This is a genomic window from Pseudomonas sp. G5001, from assembly GCF_013385475.1.
Lineage (GTDB): Bacteria > Pseudomonadota > Gammaproteobacteria > Pseudomonadales > Pseudomonadaceae > Aquipseudomonas.
Genome location: NZ_JACAPZ010000007.1, coordinates 79,175 through 101,572, shown reverse-complemented (window position 1 = coordinate 101,572; position 22,398 = coordinate 79,175). Strand labels below are relative to the sequence as shown.

Here is a 22,398-nt window from a genome sequence, read left to right as displayed (position 1 = left end):
TGGCCCCTCCATCACCCAGATCAATCTTGCTATCCAGCCTCTATTTGCGCACTTAGACTCGGCCCATTCCCACACAGGTAAGCCGCCATGTCCGAGACGCTGCTCAGTTCCCGCAATCTGGCTTTCGAGCTGTACGAAGTCCTCGATGCCGAGGGCCTGACCCAGCGCGAGCGGTTTGCCGAACACAACCGTGAAACCTTCGACGCCGCCATCGGCACCGCCCGCAGCATTGCCGAGAAGTTTTTCGCCCCGCATAACCGCAAGGGCGACGAGAACGAACCCCGCTACGAGAACGGTCAGGCGATTCTGATTCCTGAAGTGAAACCGGCGGTGGATGCCTTCCTTGAAGCCGGCTTTCTCAACGCTGCCCGCAGCTTCGACGCTGGCGGCATGCAACTGCCCACCCTGCTCTCCCAGGCGTGTTTCGCCCACTTCCAGTCGGCCAACGCCGCATCCACGTCCTACCCGTTCCTGACCATGGGCGCCGCCAACCTGATCGAGAGCTTCGGCACCGAGGAGCAGAAACAACGCTTCCTGCAACCGATGATCGAAGGCCGCTTCTTTGGCACCATGGCGCTGACCGAGCCCCATGCGGGCTCATCGCTGTCGGATATTCGTACCCGCGCAGAGCCGGCGGCTGACGGCAGCTATCGCCTCAAGGGCAACAAGATCTTCATCTCCGGCGGCGATCACCCGCTGTCGGAGAACATCGTGCACATGGTGCTGGCCAAGCTGCCGGACGCACCTGCCGGGGTGAAGGGCATTTCGCTGTTTATCGTGCCCAAGTTCCTGGTCAACAACGACGGCAGCCTGGGCAAGCGCAACGATGTGCTGCTGGCCGGGCTGTTTCACAAGATGGGCTGGCGTGGCACCACCTCGACCGCGTTGAATTTCGGCGATAACGGCGAGTGCGTCGGCTACCTGGTGGGCCAGCCGCATCAGGGCCTGAGTTGCATGTTCCAGATGATGAACGAAGCGCGGATCGGCGTGGGCATGGGCGCGGTGATGCTGGGTTACGCCGGCTACCTGTATTCCCTGGAATATGCCCGTGAACGTCCCCAAGGCCGCTTGCCCGACAGCAAGGATCCCAACACCGCGCCGGTGTCGATCATCCAGCACGCCGATATCAAACGCATGCTGTTGACCCAAAAAGCCTACGTGGAAGGCGCCTTCGACCTTGGCTTGTACGCCGCGCGCCTGTTCGACGACACCACCACCCTGGAAACCGAAGCTGCGCGCAAACAGGCCCACGAACTGCTGGACCTGCTGACGCCGATCGTCAAATCCTGGCCATCGGAGTTTTGCCTGAAGGCCAACGAACTGGCGATCCAGATCCTCGGCGGCCACGGCTACACCCGCGAATACCCGGTGGAACAGTACTACCGCGACAACCGCCTGAACCCGATCCATGAAGGCACCCACGGCATTCAGTCGCTGGACTTGCTCGGGCGCAAGCTGGCGCAGAACGGCGGTGCGGGCTTGAAGCAACTGATCCGCCTGATCGCCGAGACCGGCGCACGGGCACAGGAGTATCCGTCGCTGAATGCCTTGCGGGAACCGCTGGAACAACTGGTGGCGCGCCTGCAAGAGGTCACCCTCGGCCTGTTGACGGATCTCGCCCAGGGCAAGGTCAACAGCAGCCTGGCGAATTCGGCGCTGTACCTGAAGGTGTTCGGGCATACGGTGATTGGCTGGCGCTGGCTGGAACAGGCAATTCGCGCCGAGGAAGGGCTGGCCAGGGGCAATGCTGCCGATGTCGCCTTCTACAAGGGCAAGCTCCAGGCCGCCCGGTACTTCCTGACGTGGGAAATACCGGGCTGCCATCATGAACTGGCGATTCTCGAGGCACGCGATGACACGTGCCTGGGGATGCAGGATGAGTGGTTCTAAGGCGTTCCGATTGCCTTGGAAATCACCTCGACCGTGGCGCTGACTTGCTCTTGGTAACGGTCGAGTTCCTGCTGATGGTGCTTTTGCATTTCGATCTGCTCGGCGCACAGGTTCAGCGCCGCCAGCACCAATAGCTTGTCACCGATCAACGTCGGGTACTTTTTCTTGGTGGTGGCCAGGGATGCCTTGAGCATCGTCACGGCGCTCATCAGGGTGTTGTCTTCCCCTTCCGGTGCCTTGATCGAGTAATCCTCACCGAGAATCGAAACGACCTTTATCCCTTCATTCATGCGCTGACAGGACCTGCGCTCACACGCTCAACCAACGCCTGGATACGGGCAGCGGTGGCGCCCTGCTTTTCTTCCTGTTCCATCAGGTTCAGCTGCAAGCTGTCGTTTTCATCCTTGGCGCGAGCCAGTTCGGCCTTGAGGGATTCGTTGGTGCCCAGCAGATCCTGGTTCTGCTGTACCAGGTCGCTGACCAGTTGTTCCAATTGGCTGAGGGATGCTTCTAACATTTTGATTTCTCGGGCTTTTTCAAAGGGCGGTGACGATAAAGAAAATTCACCTCGGATGCCAGGGTTATCCCTGGCGCGGGGCCTTGATTTTACAGGGCAGGCCACGCTTTCGAGCCTTAGTGACTGCATTTATGGCATCTGGTTCCTGAATCCCGTCGGCCCGCCCCGATCTGCGACAAAAGCGCGCACCCCCTCAAGACTTTAGTCGTATGACCGATAGGTCATGGACACCCCGCTCAAACCCCGCATGGATCGCGCTTCTCCCCAGGATCACAACATGTCTCTTCGTAATATGAATATCGCGCCGCGGGCCTTTCTCGGCTTCGCGTTGATTGGCGCGCTGATGTTGTTTCTCGGTGTGTTCGCCCTGAACCAGATGAGCAAGATCCGTGCGGCGACGGAAGACATCACCCTTAGCAGCGTGCCGAGCATTCGCGCCCTGGACGAGTTCACTCAACTGACCCTGCGCCTGCGGGTGCTGTCGTATCGCCTGCTGACCAACCGCGAGCCTGACGTCCAGCAAAAGACCCTTGAGTCTTTTGACGTGCGCAATCAGCAGATTCGTACGGCCCAGGCGGTCTACGAGAAGTTGATCGACAGCAGCGAAGAACGTGCTGCCTACGACGAATACGTGCGTCTGCTGGCCCAGTACCATCAGATTGAAGAGCGCATGAAGAGCCTGTCACGGGCCAATCAGGTTGAAGAGCTGCGCACGCTGCTGAATACCGAGCTGCTGAACAACTCGGATCAGGTCAACGCCGTATTGAACCGCCTGCTGGACATCAACAACAAGATGGCGCTGGCCACCAACCAGCAAGCCGCCGACCAGTACGACATGGCGTTTGAGCTGGTGGTGATCCTGCTGATCCTCGCCACGGCGCTGACCATGCTGTTCGCCTGGTTGCTGACCCGCAGCATCACCCTGCCGATCGCCCAGGCCCTGGATGCCGCCGAGGAAATCGCCGAAGGCAACCTGACGCGCCCGATCAAGGTGGAAGGCAACGACGAAGCCGGCCGACTACTGTTGGCAATGGCCAAGATGCAGGACAAATTGAAGGACACCTTGCAGCGCATTTCCGGCTCGGCCACCCAATTGGCCTCCGCCGCGGAAGAGCTGAATGCCGTGACCGACGAAAGCGCCCGTGGCCTGACCCAGCAAAACAACGAAATCGAACAGGCCGCCACGGCGGTGAACGAGATGACCAGCGCGGTTGAAGAAGTGGCCCGCAACGCGGTCAGCACTTCCGAAGCCTCGAAGAACGCCACGTCGTCTGCGGGCGATGGACGTGATTTGGTGCAGGAAACCGTCAGCGCCATTGAACGCATGAGCAGCGACGTGCAAGCCACTGCCACCTTGATCGGCAACCTGGCGGAAGAGTCCCGGGACATCGGCAAGGTGCTGGACGTGATTCGTGGCTTGGCTGACCAGACCAACCTGCTGGCCCTGAACGCCGCGATTGAAGCGGCGCGTGCCGGTGAAGCCGGGCGTGGTTTTGCGGTGGTGGCGGATGAGGTGCGGGCCCTGGCCCATCGCACCCAGCAGTCCACCAGCGAAATCGAGCGGATGATCGGCAGCATTCAGGCCGGTACCGAGCATGCAGTGGATTCGATGCGCAACAGCACCGAGCGGGCGGAATCGACGTTGAACATCGCCAAGGGTGCGGGGATGTCGCTGGACACCATCAATACCGCCATCGTTGAAATCAACGAGCGCAACCTGGTGATCGCCAGTGCCGCTGAAGAGCAGGCGCAGGTGGCGCGGGAAGTGGATCGCAACCTGGTGAATATTCGTGACTTGTCGGTGCAGTCGGCGACCGGCGCCAGCCAGACCAGTGCGGCGAGCAGTGAGCTGTCGCGGTTGGCGGTGGATTTGAACGGGATGGTGGGGCGGTTCAGGCTTTAACGGACACCGCAGGGCTAAAAATGTGGGAGCGGGCTTGCTCGCGAATGCGGTGGATCAGCTACGCATAACGCGACTGACACACCGCTTTCGCGAGCAAGCCCGCTCCCACATTGAATATGCGCCAGCCATTCAAAACCTTTTTGACAGCACAGCAATTCAACAGGTTAGAATCGCTGGCACGCAGACTGCATGGTCAGTTTGCGCCTCGTCTTTCCTGCTCATGGAGTACTGCCTTTGAATGCGACGACCATCAACAGCCTGTTCTTGATCGGCGCGTTGCTGGTAGGTGCGAGCATTCTGGTGAGTTCTCTTTCGTCCCGCCTGGGGATTCCGATCCTGGTAATCATCCTGGCCGTGGGCATGATCGCCGGCGTCGACGGCGGCGGCATCATCTTCGATAACTACCCGACTGCCTACCTCGTGGGCAACCTCGCCCTGGCCGTGATCCTGCTCGACGGCGGACTGCGAACGCGGGTAGCCAGTTTCCGTGTAGCCCTCTGGCCTGCGTTGTCCCTGGCGACGGTCGGGGTGCTGATCACCACCGGCCTCACCGGCATGGCAGCCGCCTGGCTGTTCAACCTCAACATCATTCAAGGCCTGCTGATCGGCGCCATCGTCGGCTCCACGGACGCCGCAGCGGTGTTCTCGCTGCTGGGCGGCAAAGGCCTGAACGAACGGGTCACCGCCAGCCTGGAAATCGAATCCGGCAGCAACGACCCGATGGCGGTGTTCCTCACCGTCACCCTGATCGACATGCTTGCCAGCGGCCAGACCGGCCTGCACTGGAGCCTGCTGGGCCACTTGATCCGTGAGTTTGGCATCGGCGGCATCATCGGCCTGGGCGGCGGCTGGTTGATGCTGCAGATGGTCAACCGGATCAACCTGGCCAACGGCCTGTACCCGATCCTGGTGATTTCCGGCGGCCTTTTCGTGTTCGCCCTGACCAACGCCCTGCACGGCAGCGGCTTCCTCGCCGTTTACCTGTGCGGCCTGGTGATCGGCAACCGCCCGGTGCGCAGCCGGCACGGCATTTTGCATATGCTCGACGGCATGGCCTGGCTGGCACAGATCGGCATGTTTCTGGTGCTGGGCCTGCTGGTCACGCCCCATGATTTACTGCCCATCGCGCTGCCGGCCCTGGGCCTGGCGCTGTGGATGATTCTCTTCGCACGGCCGCTGTCGGTGATCGTCGGCCTGCTGCCGTTCAAGGCCTTCCATGGCCGAGAGAAAGCCTTTATCGCCTGGGTCGGCCTGCGCGGTGCGGTACCGATCATTCTGGCGGTGTTCCCGCTGATGGCCGGCCTGCCCCACGCGCAGCTGTACTTCAACCTGGCGTTCTTTATCGTGCTGGTGTCGTTGCTGGTGCAGGGTACGAGCCTGCCGTGGGTCGCCAAACTGTTGAAAGTGACGGTACCGCCAGAGCCGGCGCCGATTTCCCGGGCGGCCCTGGAAGTGCACGTCACCAGCGAGTGGGAGCTGTTCGTCTACCGCCTGGGTGCCGAGAAATGGTGCATCGGCGCCGCCCTGCGGGAGCTGAAAATGCCCGAAGGCACGCGGATCGCCGCGCTGTTTCGTGGCCAGCAACTGCTCCATCCGTCGGGTAGTACGGTGCTCGAAGTCGACGATCTGCTGTGCGTAATCGGCCATGAACACAACTTGCCGGCCCTCGGCAAACTGTTCAGCCAGGCACCACAACGGGGCCTCGACCTGCGCTTCTTCGGTGACTTCGTGCTGGAAGGCGACGCCCAGCTGGGCGCGGTTTCGGCCCTGTACGGGCTCAAGCTCGAGGGCATCGACCCGGACATGCCACTGAGCCGCTTCATCACCCAGAAAGTCGGCGGCGCGCCGGTCGTCGGCGACCAGGTGGAGTGGAACAACACCATCTGGACCGTCGCGGTCATGGACGGGAACAAGATCGGCAAAGTCGGCGTCAGATTCCCCGAAGGAAGTCGCCCGGGCCCCGGACTCTTCCTCTAAACTGCGGGGCGACGGCGCGCCAGTCGATGTCGGGACGCCCCCTATTTTTCACCTTGCTCGACCGGTCTCTATGACAACCCTGCGCACTTTTCTCGCCACTGCCCTGCTGGGCCTGACTCTCTGCGTCGGCACCGTACACGCGGCCGACCCGCCCAGCATCGATTCCGTCCAGCAAACCCTGGACAAGCTGCCGGACCGCAAACTGCCCGACGCCGACATGAAGGCGCTGCAAAGCATCCTGCAGCAAACGCTCACCTTCCTGGGCAACCAGCAGGACTACCAGCAGCGCCTGGTGGACCTCAAGCGCCAGCTCGAAGACGCGCCGCGCCAGACCGTCGACAACCAGCGCGAACTGACTCGCCTCAAGGCCACCAAGGTGATTCCGGTCGCCCAGCGCTACGCCACCTTGCCGGTGCCGCAACTTGAACAACTGCTGGTGCAGCGCACCACCCAGCAAGGCGACCTGCAAAAGGAACTGGCCGACGCCAACAGCCTGACCATCGCGGCCCAGACCCGTCCCGAGCGCGCCCAGACCGAAATCAGCAGCAGCCAGACACGCATCCAGCAGATCAACGCGACCCTCAAGGCCGGTAAAGACAACGGCAAGACCCTCAGCGGTGACCAGCGCAACCAGCTGAACGCCGAGTTGGCCGCCCTCAACGCGCTGATTCCCCTGCGCCGCCAGGAACTGGCCGGCAACAGCCAACTGCAAGACCTGGGCAACAGCCAGCACGACCTGGTGCTGGAAAAGACCGCGCGCCTGGAGCAGGAAATCCAGGACCTGCAAACCCTGATCAACCAGAAACGCCTGGCCCAGTCCCAGGAAACCGTGACCCAGCAGTCCATCGAAGCCCAGAAGGCCGGTGGCAGCAGCCTGCTCGCCACGGAAAGCGCGGCCAACCTGAAACTGTCCGACTACCTGCTCAAAAGCACTGACCGGCTCAACGAGCTGACCCAGAAAAACCTGCAAACCAAGCAGCAACTGGACAGCGTGACCCAAAGCGACTCGGCGCTGGACGAGCAGATCAACGTGCTCAAGGGCAGCCTGCTACTGTCCAAGATCCTCTACAAACAGAAGCAGGCCCTCCCGCGCCTGACCGTGGACCGCGACCTGGCGGATGACATCGCCAACATTCGCCTGTACCAGTTCGAGGTCAATCAACAGCGCGAACTGATCAGCACCCCGAGCACCTACGTCGACAGCTTGCTGGCCAACCAGCCGGCCGACCAGGTGACGCCACAACTGCGGCGCACCCTGCTGGAACTGGCGATCACCCGCAGCGACCTGCTGGAACGCTTGAGCCGGGAACTGAGCGCACTGCTCAACGAATCCATCACCCTGCAACTGAACCAGAAACAACTGCTGAGCACCGCCACCACCTTGCGGGCGACCCTCGACGAACAGATGTTCTGGATTCCCAGCAACAAGCCGCTGGATACCGAATGGCTGGAAACCGTACCGGCGCACCTGAGCAAACAGGTCAATACCCTGCCGTGGGCCTCCAGCGTCAGCGAGCTGTATGACGGCCTGACCCAGCGCCCGCTGCTGTTCCTGCCCCTGCTGTTGTTGATCGGCGCGCTGCTGTGGCGTCGCAGCTACCTGTATGCCCGGCTGAAAAAAATCCATATGGACATCGGCCACTTCAAACGCGACAGCCAGTGGCACACGCCGGTGGCGATCCTGGTGAATATCGCGCTGGCGATGCCGGTGGCCCTGGGCCTGGCACTCTGCGGCTATGCGTTGCAGATCGACGCCCGCGGGCAAAACGCCAACCTCGGCGCCGCCCTGCTGCAGATCGCCCAGGCGTGGCTGGTGTTCTACACCGCGTATCGGATCCTCGCGCCTGGCGGCGTCGCCGAATTGCACTTCCGCTGGGAAAAACCCCAGGTCGAATTCCTCCAGGGCTGGGTACGCAAGCTCGGGCTCGTGGTACTGGCGTTGGTGGCCGTGGTGGCCATCGCCGAACATCAGCCGGCAGCGCTGGCCGACGATGTGCTGGGCATCGGCGTGGTACTGACCTGCTACGCACTGATGGCGTGGCTGCTCGGGCGCCTGCTGCTCAACAGCCCGACCCACGAAAAAGCCTCGCTGTTTCGCAAGGCCGTGGGCCTGGTGTTTACGGCACTGCCGGTGGCGCTGTTTATCGCCGTATGTTTTGGCTACTACTACACCGCCCTCAAGCTCAGCGACCGGCTGATCAACACCTTGTACCTGCTGATGTTCTGGCTGGTGATCGAAGCCACCTTCGTACGTGGCCTGGGCGTTGCGGCACGGCGCCTGGCCTATGCGCGGGCCCTGGCCAAACGCCAGGCCGCCAAGGAAGCCGGTGAGGGTGAAGCAGTGATCGAAGAGCCGACCCTGGACATCGAACAGGTCAACGAACAGTCGATGCGACTGATTCGCCTGGCGCTGCTGGGCGGCTTTATCGCTGCGTTGTACTGGGTGTGGTCCGACTTGATCTCGGTGTTTTCCTACCTGGACAACGTCACCCTCTACGAATACACCAGCGGCACCGGCGCCAATATCAGCATGGTGCCCATCAGCATCGGCGACTTGCTCGGCGCCCTGATCATCATCGGCATCACCTTCGCCCTGGCGCGCAACCTGCCCGGCCTCCTGGAAGTGTTGGTGCTGTCCAAGCTCGACCTGGCCCAGGGCAGCGCCTACGCCACCACCACCTTGCTGTCCTATGTGATTGCCGGCGTCGGGTTTGTCTCCACCCTGTCGACCCTCGGCGTGAGCTGGGACAAGTTGCAATGGCTGGTGGCCGCGCTGTCGGTGGGGTTGGGTTTCGGGATGCAGGAAATCTTCGCCAACTTCATCTCCGGCATCATGATCCTGTTCGAGCGGCCGGTACGGATCGGCGACACCATCACCATCGGCAACCTGTCGGGCACGGTGAGCAAGATCCGCATCCGTGCCACCACCATCACCGACTTCGACCGCAAGGACATCATTGTCCCGAACAAGACGTTCATCACCGGGCAACTGATCAACTGGTCGCTGACCGACACCATCACCCGGGTTACCCTGAAACTGGGCGTGGACTACGGCTCGGACCTGGACCTGGTGAAGGAATTGCTGCTCAAGGCCGCCGCCGAAAACCCACGCGTGTTGAAGGACCCGGCGCCCCACGTGTACTTCCTCAACTTCGGTGAAAGCACCCTCGATCACGAACTGCGCATGCATGTACGGGACCTGGGCGACCGCAACCCGGTGATCGATGAGGTCAACCGCTTCATCAACCGCGAGTTCAAGAACCACCACATCAACATCTCGTTCCGGCAAATGGAGGTTTACCTGAAGAACCTGCATGGCCAGGAATACAAGCTGGTGCCGGTGGAAGAAGAAAACCGGACCATCCTGCCGCCCGCCCAGGACCAGGACCTGCCCGAGCCGCCGCCCGCCAAACTCGACTAAACGCGCTATCCCCAGCAGAATGGTCGGACATTCTGCTCAGGAGATGGCCGTTGAAAGCCCTCGACGAACTGACCTTCGACAACCGCTTCGCCCGCCTGGGCGACGGCTTCTCAACCCATGTGCTGCCCGAGCCCATCGACGAACCGCGTTTAGTGGTGGCGAGCGAGGCAGCCATGGCGCTGCTGGATCTCGACCCTGGCGTGGCCGAAACGCCGGTGTTTGCCGAGCTGTTCGGCGGGCACAAGCTGTGGGCCGAGGCCGAGCCGCGGGCGATGATCTATTCCGGGCATCAGTTTGGCTCGTACAACCCGCAACTGGGGGATGGCCGCGGATTGTTGCTGGGCGAGGTGTACAACCAGGCCGGCGAGCATTGGGACCTGCACCTCAAGGGTGCCGGGCAAACCCCGTACTCGCGCATGGGCGATGGTCGTGCGGTGTTGCGCTCGTCGATCCGGGAGTTTCTGGCGTCGGAAGCACTGCATGCGCTGGGCATTCCCAGCAGTCGTGCGCTGTGTGTGATCGGTTCCACCACGCCGGTGTGGCGCGAGAAACAGGAGCGCGCCGCCATGGTGCTGCGCCTGGCCCACAGCCACGTGCGCTTTGGGCATTTCGAATATTTCTACTACACCAAGAAGCCTGAATTGCAGAAGCAATTGGCGGAGCACGTGCTGTCCCTGCACTTCCCGGAATGCATGGAACAGCCCGAGCCGTACCTGGCGATGTTCCGCGAAATCGTCGAGCGTAATGCCGAGTTGATCGCCAAGTGGCAGGCCTATGGGTTCTGCCATGGAGTGATGAACACCGACAACATGTCGATCCTCGGCATCACCTTCGACTTCGGGCCGTTTGCATTTTTGGACGATTTCGACGCGCAGTTCGTCTGCAACCACTCCGACCATGAAGGGCGTTATTCCTTCAGCAACCAGGTGCCGATCGGGCAGTGGAACCTGAGCGCACTGGCCCAGGCGTTGACGCCGTTTATCAGCGTCGAGGCGCTGCGGGAAACGCTGGGGCTGTATCTGCCGTTGTTCCAGGCCCACTACCTGGACCTGATGCGCCGCCGACTGGGCCTCACCACCGCCGAAGATGACGATCAGAAACTGGTGGAACGCCTGCTGCAACTGATGCAGAACAGCGGCGTCGACTACACCCTGTTCTTCCGCCGGCTGGGGGATGAGTCCGCCGCCTTGGCCGTGGCGCGGTTGCGCGACGACTTTGTCGACCTCAGGGGGTTTGATGAGTGGGCGGATCTGTACAAAACCCGTGTAGAGCGCGACGCCAGCGGCACAGAAGAACAGCGACGTGAGCGGATGCATGGGGTGAATCCGCTTTATATCCTGCGCAACTATTTGGCGCAGAACGCCATCCAGGCGGCGGAGCTTGGGGATTACAGTGAAGTGCGCCGGCTGCATGAGGTACTGGCCAAACCGTTTGAGGAACAGCCGGGGATGGAGCAATACGCCCAGCGGCCGCCGGATTGGGGGAAGCATTTGGAGATTAGTTGTTCTTCATAGCGCGACCTAGATAAAGGTCTCCACTGAAACCCCAAAGCGCTCCGCCAGCCAACGAATCTGCCGCAGGTTGAGCTGGCGTTTGCCACTAAGTACTTCAGAGACAACCGACTGCGCACCAACGCCCGGGAGATCACTTTGGGTCAAGCCATGCTCTCGCATCATTGAACGCAGCACTTCAACGCCACTGGCAACGGGCATCGGCCGGTGCTCGAGATCGTAGGCCTCGATCCAGTCACTGAGGATATCCACCAGGCTCATGAGCGGGCTGGATTCATCTTCGCCTATCAGGTCCAGCAATTCGTCGAGGGCGCTGACCAAGGTATCGTAGTCCGCCTCGTTTCTTGGCTTGCGCAGCAATGGCGAAACAAATTGCCAGTGTTCGGCAGCCTGCCTGATGAGTGCGCTCATCTGATTTTCTCCTTCCATTTACCTTGCTCATATTCACGGTGATCGAACAGGTACTTGATATAAATTCGTTGTACTTGGTAATGCACGAAGGCAATCAACCTCAGCTTATTGCCCCCGATGTCAAACACATGGAACTGCCCGACTTTGTCTGTTGCAGGGAACATTCCTTTCATCGACGCAAAGTCGGCGGGACTGTTGCGTTTCATTCTGCGATACCACTCATCCAGTGCCGTGGCTGAATGCGGCCATCTTTCTTTCGCTTCCCATATCCTTTTTTCGCTGATCACTCGCATGCAACATCCTTATCGCATCTTGCTATGAAGGTTAGTCTTGCCGAAAAAATATCGCAATCTGCGATATTCCTTGGCGGACCAGTGGCGCAATTCCAAGCATCCTTCAACAGCCTAGATACGCCGCGATAGAAGTCACCACCAAAAATGTGAACGCGTACGTCACTAGCGTCGAACCTTGATAAACACCCTTCCCGGCTCCAAATAGAACCCATTGGCCACTTTCACGGAGCCCAGCATGTCCGACTCTCTAGTAATTCCCTGCCCCCACTGCAACGGTCTCAACCGCATCCCCAATGAACGCCTGGGCGATGCGCCGAAGTGCGGGCGCTGCAAGCAACCGGTGCTGCTGAGCAAACCCTTTGAGCTGAAACAGGGCGATTACGCCAGCCAGATCAAGGGCGACCTGCCGTTGCTGGTGGACGTGTGGGCCGAATGGTGCGGGCCGTGCAAGTCGTTTGCGCCGGTGTTTGAGCAGGCCGCCGGGCAGTTGGCCGGGAAGTGCCGATTGGCCAAGCTCGATAGCGAGGCCAATCAGCAGTTATCCGCTCAGTTGGGGATTCGCTCGATTCCCAGCCTGATCCTGTTCAAAAATGGCCGGGAAGTGGCGCGTCAGAGCGGTGCGTTTCCGTTACCGCAGTTGATGAGCTGGCTGCGCAGTCAGGGCGTTTGAGGTAGCGGGACGCCCCGGTCCATCACCTGCCCCATCAGCAATACGCCCAATTCGCTCAACTGATGAATGGCCAACGCGACATCGCGCTGCTTGCCGGTGAGGTCGTCGGAAAGGTCGAGCAAGAGGGTGGTGACTGAGGAGAAGGTTTCGTAGGTATTGAGGATCAGGGTTTCGGTGGCTTGGCCGGGGCTGACTGTAAAAAGGTACGACGGGGGATTTGGAGTAGCTTTAAACATGGTCGACATTCCTGATTGGAACCGCCATCTGATCGCTACTAAACGAATTAGGGTGGCAGCTGTACGCAGGTTAGTAGACCGGGAAATGTCGAAGCCGGCGCGCCCGAAGACGCCCTACGCACAGCTACCATCAAGCACAGACTCAGCGCCTGAAAGATGAAGCTTATGCACTTAACGACAAACACTCGGGCTACTAAACCCGATCACTGAGAATTCAGCGACCGAGCAACCTTAGAGACGCCCATCCAGACGCACAAGCCGGCGGATTCTGGCGTAACTGTAGGCAACGGCGCAAGACGACGATTTCCCTGTAGGAACAAAGACCAAATGTGGGAGCGGGCTTGCTCGCGAATGCGGTGAGTCAGTCAATAGAGAATTCGACTGATCCACCGCATTCGCGAGCAAGCCCGCTCCCACATGGGTGATGTGTTGCCTGCTAAATCACGCGTTTTCCAGCAAGTTATGCAATTCCACAAACTGCTGTGTCAGCTTGTGCCGTGGGTCCAGGTGGATCAGCGGCATGTTCGCCTGGTGCGATTCACGCATGCGCACCGAACTGGTCAGGTACACCGGCAGTACCGGCAACCCTTCGGCAATCAATTCATCCAGCATCTGCTGCGGCAGGCTCGCCCGGGCCTGGAACTGGTTGACCACGATGCCTTCCACTTCCAGCCCTTCGTTGTGGTCTTCCTTCAATTCTTCGATCTCGGCCAACAGGCCATACAGCGCCTGGCGGGAGAAGCTGTCGCAATCGAAGGGGATCAGCACGCGATCAGCGGCAATCAGCGCTGAAACGGCATAAAAGTTCAGCGCCGGCGGCGTATCCAGGTAGATCCGGTCGTAGTCCTCGCTCAATTCATCCAGCAGCTTTCGCAGCTTGTTGATCTTGTGCTTGGCCTCGAGCTTGGGCTGCAAGTCGGCCAGTTCCGCGGTGGCGGTGATGACGTGCAGGTTGTCGAACGGGGTTTCGTAGATATCCACCTGGTTCTTCTTCGAAAACGGCCCGGAAGACAGGGTTTGCTTGAAGAAGTCGGCGATTCCCATGGGGATATCGTCGCCGGTCAGCCCGGTGAGGTACTGGGTAGAGTTAGCCTGGGCATCGAGGTCCACCAACAGGGTTCGATAGCCTTCGCTGGCGCTGACCGCCGCCAGGTTGCAGGCAATGCTGGACTTGCCAACACCGCCTTTTTGGTTGAACACCACGCGCCGCATGGAAAAACCTCCGTGTATCAATGAATGACCCGAGTGTAGAGGGCAAAAGCGCCCGTTAGCTACCTCGTTTGTTCCTGTACTACAGCATCAGAGGCTCTATCTCGCATAACAATTTCCCGTCTGTCCGACAAAGCAGGAATTGCCTGACACCTGCTGCCCTACCTGCATGATGGACAATCGGTAATTCTTTCCAGCGAATTTGTAATCATCCGTGAACAATTCTTTACCAAAGTTTGCTAGAACCCCGCAGCACCGGGATAATGCGCGCCATTCGGCGATTGCACCCTGTCCCGGTATTCGGGGCCAATGGCCGCACAAGGAAGCCCGCAGGGGCGGGATAACTTCTCAGTGATCAATTTCAACATCGCCCAATGGCGCGCCTGGGCTCCCGGGCTCGAAAGCGCGGACGACTGGCGCACCTGGTGCCGGCAGCCGACATTGCTCGCCCGCAGCGACGCGGCACCCGACGTGTCCTCCCTGCCGGCCATGCAGCGCCGGCGCCTGAGCCGCCTGGCGCGCATGGCCTTCAGTGTGGGCTGGCCCCTGGCCGAAGGCTTGCAACAGTTGCCATTGGTGTTTGTCTCCCGTCACGGCGAAACCCCACGCACCCTCGATATTCTCAGCGACCTGGCCAACGACGAGCCCCTGTCGCCGACCCAGTTCAGCCTGTCGGTGCATAACGCGGTGATTGGCCTGTGGTCGATCCTGCGCAATGAAACCAGTGAAATGACCGCCCTCGCCGCCGCCGGCGATGGCCTGGAGCACGGCATGCTCGAAGTCGCTGCCCTGCTCAATGAAGGCGCACCGGCTGTATTGCTGATCATTACCGAGGAACAGCCCCCCGAAGCCTATGCGCGCTGGATCGAGGACGTGCCCTTCCCCTACGCCCTCGGCCTGCTGCTGACACCGGGCGACGAGTGGCAGCTGGAACTGAATACAGCCGCTGTCCAACCCACCACCAAAGCCCAGTGGCCCCACGCCCTGAACCTGCTGCGCACCCTGCTGAACGAAGAGGGCGCCTGCCAACATGCCTGGAAGAACCGAGTATGGAACTGGCAACGCAAGTCCTGACCGAAAAGCCCCGGAAGGCCTACTACTGGCGCCTGTTCGCCACTGCCACCGCCTTCGCCCTGTTTGGCCTCGGCGGCCTGTGCCTGCGTGTGCTGGTGTTTCCGCTGCTCAGTTGCCTGCCGGGTGATGCCAAACAGCATCAGCGACGCGCCCGCCACACCATCAGCTGCCTGTTCTGGTTGTTTATCCGCATGATGATGCGCCTGGGCATCCTGACCTACAGCATCGAAGGCGCGGAAAAGCTTGGCCGCCCGGGCCAGATGATCATTGCCAACCACCCATCGCTGGTGGACGTGGTGTTCCTGATCGCCCAGATGCGCCAGACCAACTGCGTGGTCAAGCAGAGCCTGTGGCAGAACCCGTTCACCCGGGGCCCGGTGCGCGACGCCGGTTACATCAGCAACGACGGCAGCGCCGACATGCTCGACGCCGCCGCCGATGCCCTGCGGGACGGCCAGACCCTGATCATTTTCCCGGAAGGCACCCGCACCTCACCGGGCCAGGCACCGACCTTTCATCGCGGCGCCGCCGCCATTGCCCTGCGCGGTGCGAGCATCATCACCCCGGTAGTGATCAAGGTCAGCCCCACCACACTGACCAAGGCCGAACCCTGGTATCGCATCCCGAATCGCCGCTTTCACTTCAGTTTGCGCGTGGGTGCCGATATAGAACCACAGGCGTTTGCCGCACAAGGGCCCGCGCCCCAGGCATCACGCAAGCTCAACGATTACCTGCACCAGTATTTTATTAAGGAGCTCGCCGAAGATGAGCGACCAACACCGCCTTGAGCACGACATAAAAACGCTGATCATCGAGGCCCTGGGCCTGGAAGACATCAGCGAGAGCGACATCGGCAACGAGCAAACCCTGTTCGGCGAAGGCCTTGGCCTGGATTCAGTCGACGCCCTGGAATTGGGCCTGGCGATCCAGAAAAAGTACGGCATCAAGATCGATGCCGACGCCAAGGACACCCGCAATCACTTCACCAACGTGGCCAGCCTCGCGGCGTTCGTCACGGCCCGACAGGCAGCTTGAGACCGTACCATGCAAACTCGTGACGATATTTTCAACACCTTGCGCGACGCCCTGGTGGAACTGTTTGAACTGGAACCGGAACGCGTCACGCTCGACGCCAACCTGTACCAGGACCTGGAAATCGACAGCATTGATGCAGTGGACCTGATCGACCACATCAAGCGCCAGACCGGCAAGAAAATCGCCGCCGAAGAGTTCAAGGCCGTGCGCACCGTGAATGACGTGGTCGAGGCGGTCTACCGTCTGGTTCAACCGGCCGCATGAGCCGGCTGATCGGCCTTGGCCTGTTGCTGGCGGGGCTGCTGTACCCTTTTGCGGTGTATTACGGCACTGAGCATTTTGCCCCGTGGCAATTTGGCCTGCTGCTGGGCAGCCTGTGGCTGTTGCGCGCCCTGACCGGCGCCAGGCGCCCGGGCAGCCGCTGGATGGCGGCGGCGATCATTGTCTTTTGCCTGCTGCTCGCCTGGTTCGACAACCCGCAGATGCTGCGCTGGTACCCGAGCCTGGTCAGCGCCTTCATGCTGGCACTGTTCGGCCTGAGCCTGAAATACGGGCCGCCGATGGTCGAGCGCCTGGCGCGCATGAGCGAGCCGCAACTGCCCGAAGAAGCGATTGTGTATACCCGCCAGGTCACCGTGGTGTGGAGTGTATTTTTCCTGTGTAACGGCCTGCTCGCCGCCGCGCTCACCCTGTGGGCGCCGCTGAGCTGGTGGACGTTGTACAACGGCATGATCGCCTACGGGCTGATGGGGCTGTTGTTTGCCGTGGAATGGCTGGTACGACAAAGGGTTCGAGGCCGCGTATGAATTGGTTGAATCTTGAGCACTTGCTGCTTGAGCCTGTGGAGCAGCGTTTGGTCACCACCGAACCTGCCCTGGATCACCCACACCTGTGGGAGAAGTCCCTGAGCCTGGCCGCCGGGTTGCAAGCCCGCGGCATCCAGCGCCTGGCGGTGTACCTGGAAGATGCCGGCTTGCTGGCGATCGCGCTGCTGGGTGCGTGGCGAGCAGGCGTCAGCGTGTTGTTGCCTGCCGACCTGCAACCACAAACGCGCCAACGCTGGGACGATGCCGTCGACGCCTGGTTGACCGAGGCCAGCGACTTGGACGCGCTGTATCAAGCGCCATCAAGCGCCGCAGCCCTGGACCTGGATGCCTGCTGCCTGAGCCTGTGCACCTCCGGCTCCAGCGGCGAACCCAAGCGCATCGACAAAACCCTGCGCCAGATGGCCAACGAGGTCCAGGCGCTGGAAACCCTGTGGGGCGCCGACCTCGGCGAGGCCTGCATCATCGGCAGCGTCGCCACCCAGCATATCTATGGCTTGCTGTTTCGGGTGCTGTGGCCGTTGTGTGCCGGGCGCACCTTTGTGCGCCAACAGTTGGCATTTCCCGAGGACTTGCAGCGCGCCAGCCGCGAGCATGCGCAATTTGCCTGGGTCGCCAGCCCGGCGCTCCTCAAGCGCATGGGTGACAACCTCGACTGGCCAGCGCTTACACCGGTCAAACGGGTGTTTTCCTCCGGCGGCGCCTTGCCCCTTGAGGCCGCCGGCAGCCTGCATCAGCGCCTGCAGCAATGGCCGACGGAAATCCTCGGCAGCTCGGAAACCGGTGGTATCGCCTGGCGCCAGGGCGAACAACCGTGGCAGCCGTTTGCCGACGTGCAACTGAGCCAGGACGCCGACGGCGCCTTGCGCATCGCCTCGCCATACTTGCCCGCCGGCCATGTCGAACAGACCGCCGACGCCGCCACCATCCACGCCGACGGCCGCTTCGAATTGCTCGGCCGCCTGGACCGCATCGTCAAGCTGGAAGAAAAACGCATCTCCCTGCCGATGCTGGAACAGGCGCTGATGGACCATGCCTGGGTCGCTGAAACGCGCCTGGGCGTGGTTCAGGAAAACCGCGCCTCCCTCGGCGCCCTCGTGGTGCTCAGCGCAGACGGCTTGCATGCCTTGCGTAACCAGGGCCGGCGCACCGTCACCCAAACCCTGCGCCAGCACTTGAGCCAACACTGCGAAGCCCTGGCGCTGCCCCGCCGCTGGCGCCTGTTGCGCCAATTGCCGCTGAACACCCAAGGCAAGCTGCCCCAGGCCGACGTCGAAGCCCTGCTGCTGGCACCGCGCCCGAAAGCCCCGGAAGTACTGGAACAAGTCGAAGCCAACGGTGAATGGACCCTGCAACTGGCGATCCCGCCGGACCTCGCCTACTTCAGCGGCCACTTCCCGCAAACCCCGGTGCTACCGGGCGTGGTGCAAGTGGATTGGGCGCTGAGCCTGGGCCAGCAACTGCTCAAGCTGCCGGGGCCGTTCGCCGGGATGGAAGTGCTCAAGTTCCAGCAACTGGTACGCCCGGATGACCGGATCGAACTGCACCTGCGGTTCGATCAGGAGCGCGGCAAGTTGTACTTCGCCTACCGCAATGAGGCGGCCGCCTGCTCCAGTGGGCGGATCGTGCTGGGGAGGGTCAGTGATTAAGCTTTTGTGGCAAGGGAGCTTGCTCCCGCTGGAGTGCGCAGCACTCCCAACCCAGGCACTGTGGTTTGTCAGGCAAATCGGTGTCGCCTGTGTTGGGGCCGCTTCGCAGCCCAGCGGGAGCAAGCTCCCTCGCCACGCACAGCGCTTCTGCCAATGGGGTATCTGTTATGCATAAGCCCTGCGCCTTGATCCCGGTCTATAACCACGAAGCCGCCGTGCCCGCCGTGGTTCATAGCGTGCTGTCCAGCGGCCTGCCATGCCTGCTGGTAGACGACGGCAGCAGCGCCGCCTGCGCCGCCGTGCTGGCGCAACTGGCAACCCTCGACAACGTGTCCCTGCTGACCCTGCCCGCCAACCAGGGCAAAGGCGCCGCCGTCATGGCCGGCTTTCGCGAAGCCGCACGCCTGGGTTTCACCCACGCCCTGCAAGTGGACGCCGACGGCCAGCACGACCTGCGGGAAGTCGGTACCTTCCTCGACGCCTCCCGCGCCCACCCGAATGCGGTGATCTGCGGCTACCCGGAATACGACGACAGCGTGCCCAAGGGCCGCCTTTACGCGCGCTACCTGACCCACGTTTGGGTGTGGATCAACACCTTGTCGCTGCAGATCCGCGATTCCATGTGCGGCTTTCGCGTGTACCCACTGCCACCGACCCTGGCCTTGATGGACTCGGCCAACATCGGCAAACGCATGGATTTCGACTCCGACATCCTGGTGCGCCTGGCCTGGCGCAACCAGCCGATGCGCTGGCTGCCGACCAAGGTGCACTACCCCGCCGACGGCCTGTCGCACTTTCGCCTGTTCCATGACAACGCGCTGATTTCCTCGATGCACACCCGGCTGTTCTTCGGCATGTTGGTGCGCGCGCCGATGATCCTCTGGCGCCGGTGGCAGGCATGAGCCAGGACACCAAGCACTGGGCCGACCGCGAGGAGCGCGGCAGCTTCTGGCTGATGAAATTCACCGCCTTCGCCGCCAAGGTCCTCGGGCGCCGGCTGCTGAGCCCGCTGCTCTACGGCATCGTTTTCTACTTCTTTCTGTTCGGCCGCACGGCCCGCCAAAGCGCCTGGCAATACCAGCAGCGCCTGGCCGACTGGAGCCGGCGCGACGACCTGCGCCCTACCCACAGAAGCGTCTTCGGCCAGTTCATGGCATTCGCCGACGCCCTGCTGGACAAGCTCGACGTATGGAACGGCAAGCTGCGCCTGGAGCAGATCGAAATCATCGACCCGGCCCAACTGCGCGGCCAGCTGCGCAGCGAACGCGGGCAGATGCTGGTGGGCGCGCACCTGGGCAATCTTGAGGTGTGCCGCGCCCTCGCCGAGCTTGGCGAAAAGGTCACCATGAACGTGCTGGTGCACACCAAGCACGCTGAACGTTTCAACCGGATTCTGGGCGAAGCCGGGGCGACCAATCTGCGCCTGATCCAGGTCAGCGAACTCGACCCGGCGGTGATGATGCTGCTCAGCCAGCGCCTCGACGACGGCGAGTGGCTGGCGATTGCCGGCGACCGCGTACCGCTGCATGGCGGGCGTACGGTGCGCGTGGATTTCCTCGGCCATGACGCCGCCTTCCCCCAAGGCCCGTGGCTGTTGGCCGGTTTGCTGAAATGCCCGGTCAACCTGCTGATGTGCTTGAAGCATCAAGGCCGTTATCGCCTGATCATCGAGCCGTTTGCCCAGTTGATCGAATGGAAACGCAGCGACCGCCAGCAGGTGATCGCACAATGGACCGCCCGCTACGCCGAGCGCCTGGGCCAGTTCTGCCTGGAAGCGCCCCAACAATGGTTCAACTTTTACCCTTTCTGGAAGACCGATGACGACGCATCTTGAGCCGGTAACCTTCGGCGAAATTCCCCTGCGCATCGAAGACGTGCTGGCCCTGGCCAACCGTCAGGCGCCGACTCAACTGCAAGCTGATGCCAAGTACCGCCAGCGCATCGCCAAGGGCGCGCAGTTCCTGGATTCGTTGCTGGACAAGGAAGGCGTGATCTACGGCGTGACCACCGGCTACGGCGACTCGTGCGTGGTGGCGGTGCCGCTGGAGCACGTCGAAGCGCTGCCCCGCCACCTCTACACGTTCCACGGCTGCGGCCTGGGCAAGTTGCTGGATGCGCAAGCCACCCGCGCGGTGCTGGCGGCGCGGTTGCAGTCGCTGTGCCATGGCGTGTCGGGCGTGCGCGTGGAGTTGCTGGAGCGCCTGCACGCGTTCCTGGAATTTGACGTGCTGCCGCTGATTCCGGAAGAAGGCTCGGTGGGCGCCAGCGGTGATTTGACGCCGCTGTCCTACGTGGCCGCGACCTTGTCAGGCGAGCGCGAAGTGCTGTTCCGTGGCGAACGCCGCCAGGCGGCGGAGGTGCACCGCGAGCTGGGCTGGGACCCGCTGGTACTGCGCCCGAAAGAGGCCCTGGCACTGATGAACGGCACCGCCGTGATGACCGGCCTCGCCTGCCTGGCCTTCGCCCGCGCCGACTACCTGCTGCAACTGGCCACGCGCATCACCGCGCTGAACGTGGTGGCGCTGCAAGGCAACCCGGAGCATTTCGACGAGCGCCTGTTTGCCGCCAAGCCGCACCCGGGGCAGATGCAAGTCGCCGCCTGGCTGCGCAAGGATCTGGCCATCGACGCGCCGACCGCGCCGCTGCATCGCCTGCAAGACCGTTACTCCCTGCGCTGCGCCCCCCACGTCCTGGGCGTGCTGGCCGACAGCCTGAACTGGTTGCGCTCGTTCATCGAGATCGAACTCAACAGCGCCAACGACAACCCGATCATCGACGCCGAAGAAGAACGCGTGCTGCACGGCGGCCACTTCTACGGCGGCCACATCGCGTTCGCCATGGACAGCCTCAAGACCCTGGTGGCCAACGTCGCCGACCTGCTGGACCGCCAGCTCGCGCTGCTGGTGGACGTGCGTTACAACCACGGCTTGCCGAGCAATTTGTCGGGTGCGCCAGCCGAGCGGGCGATGATCAACCACGGCTTCAAGGCTGTGCAGATCGGCACCAGCGCCTGGACCGCCGAAGCGCTGAAAAACACCATGCCGGCCAGCGTGTTCTCGCGCTCCACCGAGTGCCACAACCAGGACAAGGTGAGCATGGGCACCATCGCCGCCCGCGATGCGATTCGTGTGCTGGAACTGACCGAACAAGTCGCCGCCGCCACCTTGCTCGCCGCCAACCAGGGCGTATGGCTACGGGCCCAGGCTGAAGATGCGCGCCCGCTGCCGCCGGCGCTGGCCGCCATGCACGACGAGCTGGCCAAGGACTTCCCGCCGGTCATCGAAGACCGCGCCCTGGAAGGCGAACTGCGCCTGTGCCTGAAACGCATCGCCGAGCAACACTGGAGGCTGCATGCGTAGCCCCGGCGTGTTGCACTGCGACACTGAAATCCTCGTGCCGTTTTTCGACATCGACACCATGAACGTGGTGTGGCACGGGCACTACGTAAAGTACCTGGAAGTCGCCCGCTGCGCCTTGCTGGACAAGCTCGGCCACAACTACACGGCGATGCTGCAAGCGGGCTACGCCTGGCCGGTGATCGACATGCAGCTGCGCTATGTGCGCGGCGCGACCTTCGGCCAGACTATCAACGTGCGCGCCAGCCTGGTGGAGTGGGAGAACCGCTTGAAGGTCAATTACCTGATCAGCGACAAGGCCACCGGTAAACGCCTGACCCGCGCCAGCACTGTGCAAGTGGCGGTGGAAATTGCCAGTCGCGAAATGCAGTTGGCCTCGCCGAAGGTATTTGTCGACGCAGTCGAGAGGGCGCTGTCATGAC

The 22,398-nt window shown here is 61.9% G+C and carries 22 protein-coding genes; 16 read left to right on the top strand and 6 right to left on the bottom strand.

The window, feature by feature from the left end; all coding sequences use genetic code 11:
- The first annotated feature begins 87 nt into the window (after positions 1-87).
- Positions 88-1,890: an acyl-CoA dehydrogenase gene (locus HX805_RS06420; protein WP_177080411.1), complete on the top strand. Its 1,803-nt coding sequence runs from the start codon at positions 88-90 to the stop codon at positions 1,888-1,890.
- Here the strand turns inward: HX805_RS06420 and HX805_RS06415 are convergent.
- Positions 1,887-2,180, bottom strand: coding sequence for a cell division protein ZapA (locus HX805_RS06415; protein ID WP_003209415.1), 294 nt, complete (start codon positions 2,178-2,180; stop codon positions 1,887-1,889). The two genes, HX805_RS06420 and HX805_RS06415, sit on opposite strands and share 4 nt — an antisense overlap.
- Positions 2,177-2,407 (bottom strand): hypothetical protein, encoded by a 231-nt coding sequence (locus tag HX805_RS06410; RefSeq protein ID WP_003209413.1) that lies wholly within the window; start codon positions 2,405-2,407, stop codon positions 2,177-2,179. The genes HX805_RS06415 and HX805_RS06410 overlap by 4 nt, the downstream gene beginning before the upstream one ends.
- A gap of 277 nt (positions 2,408-2,684) precedes the next feature.
- On the opposite strand from HX805_RS06410, the gene HX805_RS06405 reads away from it, so the two are divergent.
- The 4 genes from HX805_RS06405 to selO all read left to right on the top strand — a co-directional run bounded on the left by HX805_RS06405 (position 2,685) and on the right by selO (position 11,222).
- A complete protein-coding gene (locus HX805_RS06405) occupies positions 2,685-4,310 on the top strand; it encodes a methyl-accepting chemotaxis protein (protein WP_023659353.1) in 1,626 nt (541 codons plus the stop codon).
- A gap of 234 nt (positions 4,311-4,544) precedes the next feature.
- Positions 4,545-6,287 carry a potassium/proton antiporter gene (locus HX805_RS06400; protein WP_003209410.1) on the top strand — a complete coding sequence of 581 codons (1,743 nt, stop codon included), beginning with the start codon at positions 4,545-4,547 and terminating at the stop codon, positions 6,285-6,287.
- 70 nt (positions 6,288-6,357) lie between these two features.
- On the top strand, positions 6,358-9,708 hold the full coding sequence (mscK, locus tag HX805_RS06395) for a mechanosensitive channel MscK (RefSeq protein WP_008439184.1): 3,351 nt from the start codon (positions 6,358-6,360) through the stop codon (positions 9,706-9,708).
- Positions 9,709-9,758: 50 nt separating this feature from the next.
- Positions 9,759-11,222, top strand: coding sequence for a protein adenylyltransferase SelO (selO, locus tag HX805_RS06390; RefSeq protein WP_177080412.1), 1,464 nt, complete (start codon positions 9,759-9,761; stop codon positions 11,220-11,222).
- Positions 11,223-11,228: 6 nt separating this feature from the next.
- On the opposite strand, the gene HX805_RS06385 is transcribed toward selO, so the two are convergent.
- Complete coding sequence (locus tag HX805_RS06385) at positions 11,229-11,630, bottom strand: type II toxin-antitoxin system HigA family antitoxin (RefSeq protein WP_008439186.1); 402 nt, start codon at positions 11,628-11,630, stop codon at positions 11,229-11,231.
- Positions 11,627-11,923, bottom strand: coding sequence for a type II toxin-antitoxin system HigB family toxin (locus tag HX805_RS06380; RefSeq protein WP_093202502.1), 297 nt, complete (start codon positions 11,921-11,923; stop codon positions 11,627-11,629). Before HX805_RS06380 ends, HX805_RS06385 begins: the two co-directional genes overlap by 4 nt.
- Before the next feature lie 235 nt (positions 11,924-12,158).
- Between HX805_RS06380 and trxC the strand changes: the two genes are divergently transcribed.
- Positions 12,159-12,593: a thioredoxin TrxC gene (trxC, locus tag HX805_RS06375; protein ID WP_003209402.1), complete on the top strand. Its 435-nt coding sequence runs from the start codon at positions 12,159-12,161 to the stop codon at positions 12,591-12,593.
- Here the strand turns inward: trxC and HX805_RS06370 are convergent.
- A complete protein-coding gene (locus tag HX805_RS06370; protein WP_003209399.1) occupies positions 12,581-12,829 on the bottom strand; it encodes a DUF6124 family protein in 249 nt (82 codons plus the stop codon). The two genes, trxC and HX805_RS06370, sit on opposite strands and share 13 nt — an antisense overlap.
- 441 nt (positions 12,830-13,270) lie before the next feature.
- Positions 13,271-14,041, bottom strand: coding sequence for a ParA family protein (locus HX805_RS06365; protein WP_003209397.1), 771 nt, complete (start codon positions 14,039-14,041; stop codon positions 13,271-13,273).
- Between the two features lie 348 nt (positions 14,042-14,389).
- On the opposite strand from HX805_RS06365, the gene HX805_RS06360 reads away from it, so the two are divergent.
- From HX805_RS06360 to HX805_RS06315, 10 genes are all read left to right on the top strand, one after another.
- Positions 14,390-15,112 (top strand): beta-ketoacyl synthase chain length factor, encoded by a 723-nt coding sequence (locus HX805_RS06360; protein ID WP_177116706.1) that lies wholly within the window; start codon positions 14,390-14,392, stop codon positions 15,110-15,112.
- Positions 15,088-15,900 (top strand): 1-acyl-sn-glycerol-3-phosphate acyltransferase, encoded by an 813-nt coding sequence (locus HX805_RS06355; protein ID WP_177080414.1) that lies wholly within the window; start codon positions 15,088-15,090, stop codon positions 15,898-15,900. Before HX805_RS06360 ends, HX805_RS06355 begins: the two co-directional genes overlap by 25 nt.
- Positions 15,878-16,147, top strand: a complete 270-nt coding sequence (locus HX805_RS06350; RefSeq protein ID WP_008439197.1) for a phosphopantetheine-binding protein — start codon at positions 15,878-15,880, stop codon at positions 16,145-16,147. Before HX805_RS06355 ends, HX805_RS06350 begins: the two co-directional genes overlap by 23 nt.
- A 9-nt stretch (positions 16,148-16,156) precedes the next feature.
- Positions 16,157-16,411: an acyl carrier protein gene (locus HX805_RS06345; protein ID WP_003209389.1), complete on the top strand. Its 255-nt coding sequence runs from the start codon at positions 16,157-16,159 to the stop codon at positions 16,409-16,411.
- Positions 16,408-16,953, top strand: a complete 546-nt coding sequence (locus HX805_RS06340; protein ID WP_008439202.1) for a membrane protein — start codon at positions 16,408-16,410, stop codon at positions 16,951-16,953. Before HX805_RS06345 ends, HX805_RS06340 begins: the two co-directional genes overlap by 4 nt.
- On the top strand, positions 16,950-18,620 hold the full coding sequence (locus tag HX805_RS06335) for an acyl-CoA synthetase family protein (protein ID WP_177080415.1): 1,671 nt from the start codon (positions 16,950-16,952) through the stop codon (positions 18,618-18,620). Before HX805_RS06340 ends, HX805_RS06335 begins: the two co-directional genes overlap by 4 nt.
- A 167-nt stretch (positions 18,621-18,787) precedes the next feature.
- Complete coding sequence (locus tag HX805_RS06330) at positions 18,788-19,522, top strand: glycosyltransferase family 2 protein (RefSeq protein WP_177054806.1); 735 nt, start codon at positions 18,788-18,790, stop codon at positions 19,520-19,522.
- Positions 19,519-20,454 carry a glycosyl transferase gene (locus tag HX805_RS06325; RefSeq protein WP_008439230.1) on the top strand — a complete coding sequence of 312 codons (936 nt, stop codon included), beginning with the start codon at positions 19,519-19,521 and terminating at the stop codon, positions 20,452-20,454. The genes HX805_RS06330 and HX805_RS06325 overlap by 4 nt, the downstream gene beginning before the upstream one ends.
- Positions 20,438-21,979, top strand: coding sequence for a histidine ammonia-lyase (hutH, locus tag HX805_RS06320; RefSeq protein ID WP_177047539.1), 1,542 nt, complete (start codon positions 20,438-20,440; stop codon positions 21,977-21,979). The genes HX805_RS06325 and hutH overlap by 17 nt, the downstream gene beginning before the upstream one ends.
- The gene (locus tag HX805_RS06315; RefSeq protein WP_177080416.1) at positions 21,972-22,397 is read left to right on the top strand and encodes a thioesterase family protein; all 426 of its coding nucleotides are present in this window, start codon (positions 21,972-21,974) and stop codon (positions 22,395-22,397) included. Before hutH ends, HX805_RS06315 begins: the two co-directional genes overlap by 8 nt.
- Position 22,398: the final 1 nt, after the last annotated feature.

Bases quoted from the DNA above. Each gene is read 5' to 3' on its own strand.
- HX805_RS06410 (WP_003209413.1), bottom strand. From the start codon at position 2,407: ATGTTAGAAGCATCCCTCAGCCAATTGGAACAACTGGTCAGCGACCTG.
- HX805_RS06370 (WP_003209399.1), bottom strand. From the start codon at position 12,829: ATGTTTAAAGCTACTCCAAATCCCCCGTCGTACCTTTTTACAGTCAGC.
- HX805_RS06385 (WP_008439186.1), bottom strand. From the start codon at position 11,630: ATGAGCGCACTCATCAGGCAGGCTGCCGAACACTGGCAATTTGTTTCG.
- HX805_RS06420 (WP_177080411.1), top strand. From the start codon at position 88: ATGTCCGAGACGCTGCTCAGTTCCCGCAATCTGGCTTTCGAGCTGTAC.
- HX805_RS06335 (WP_177080415.1), top strand. From the start codon at position 16,950: ATGAATTGGTTGAATCTTGAGCACTTGCTGCTTGAGCCTGTGGAGCAG.
- HX805_RS06405 (WP_023659353.1), top strand. From the start codon at position 2,685: ATGTCTCTTCGTAATATGAATATCGCGCCGCGGGCCTTTCTCGGCTTC.
- trxC (WP_003209402.1), top strand. From the start codon at position 12,159: ATGTCCGACTCTCTAGTAATTCCCTGCCCCCACTGCAACGGTCTCAAC.
- HX805_RS06380 (WP_093202502.1), bottom strand. From the start codon at position 11,923: ATGCGAGTGATCAGCGAAAAAAGGATATGGGAAGCGAAAGAAAGATGG.
- HX805_RS06340 (WP_008439202.1), top strand. From the start codon at position 16,408: ATGAGCCGGCTGATCGGCCTTGGCCTGTTGCTGGCGGGGCTGCTGTAC.
- HX805_RS06315 (WP_177080416.1), top strand. From the start codon at position 21,972: ATGCGTAGCCCCGGCGTGTTGCACTGCGACACTGAAATCCTCGTGCCG.
- HX805_RS06350 (WP_008439197.1), top strand. From the start codon at position 15,878: ATGAGCGACCAACACCGCCTTGAGCACGACATAAAAACGCTGATCATC.
- HX805_RS06330 (WP_177054806.1), top strand. From the start codon at position 18,788: ATGCATAAGCCCTGCGCCTTGATCCCGGTCTATAACCACGAAGCCGCC.
- HX805_RS06325 (WP_008439230.1), top strand. From the start codon at position 19,519: ATGAGCCAGGACACCAAGCACTGGGCCGACCGCGAGGAGCGCGGCAGC.
- hutH (WP_177047539.1), top strand. From the start codon at position 20,438: ATGACGACGCATCTTGAGCCGGTAACCTTCGGCGAAATTCCCCTGCGC.
- mscK (WP_008439184.1), top strand. From the start codon at position 6,358: ATGACAACCCTGCGCACTTTTCTCGCCACTGCCCTGCTGGGCCTGACT.
- HX805_RS06345 (WP_003209389.1), top strand. From the start codon at position 16,157: ATGCAAACTCGTGACGATATTTTCAACACCTTGCGCGACGCCCTGGTG.
- HX805_RS06355 (WP_177080414.1), top strand. From the start codon at position 15,088: ATGGAACTGGCAACGCAAGTCCTGACCGAAAAGCCCCGGAAGGCCTAC.
- HX805_RS06415 (WP_003209415.1), bottom strand. From the start codon at position 2,180: ATGAATGAAGGGATAAAGGTCGTTTCGATTCTCGGTGAGGATTACTCG.
- HX805_RS06365 (WP_003209397.1), bottom strand. From the start codon at position 14,041: ATGCGGCGCGTGGTGTTCAACCAAAAAGGCGGTGTTGGCAAGTCCAGC.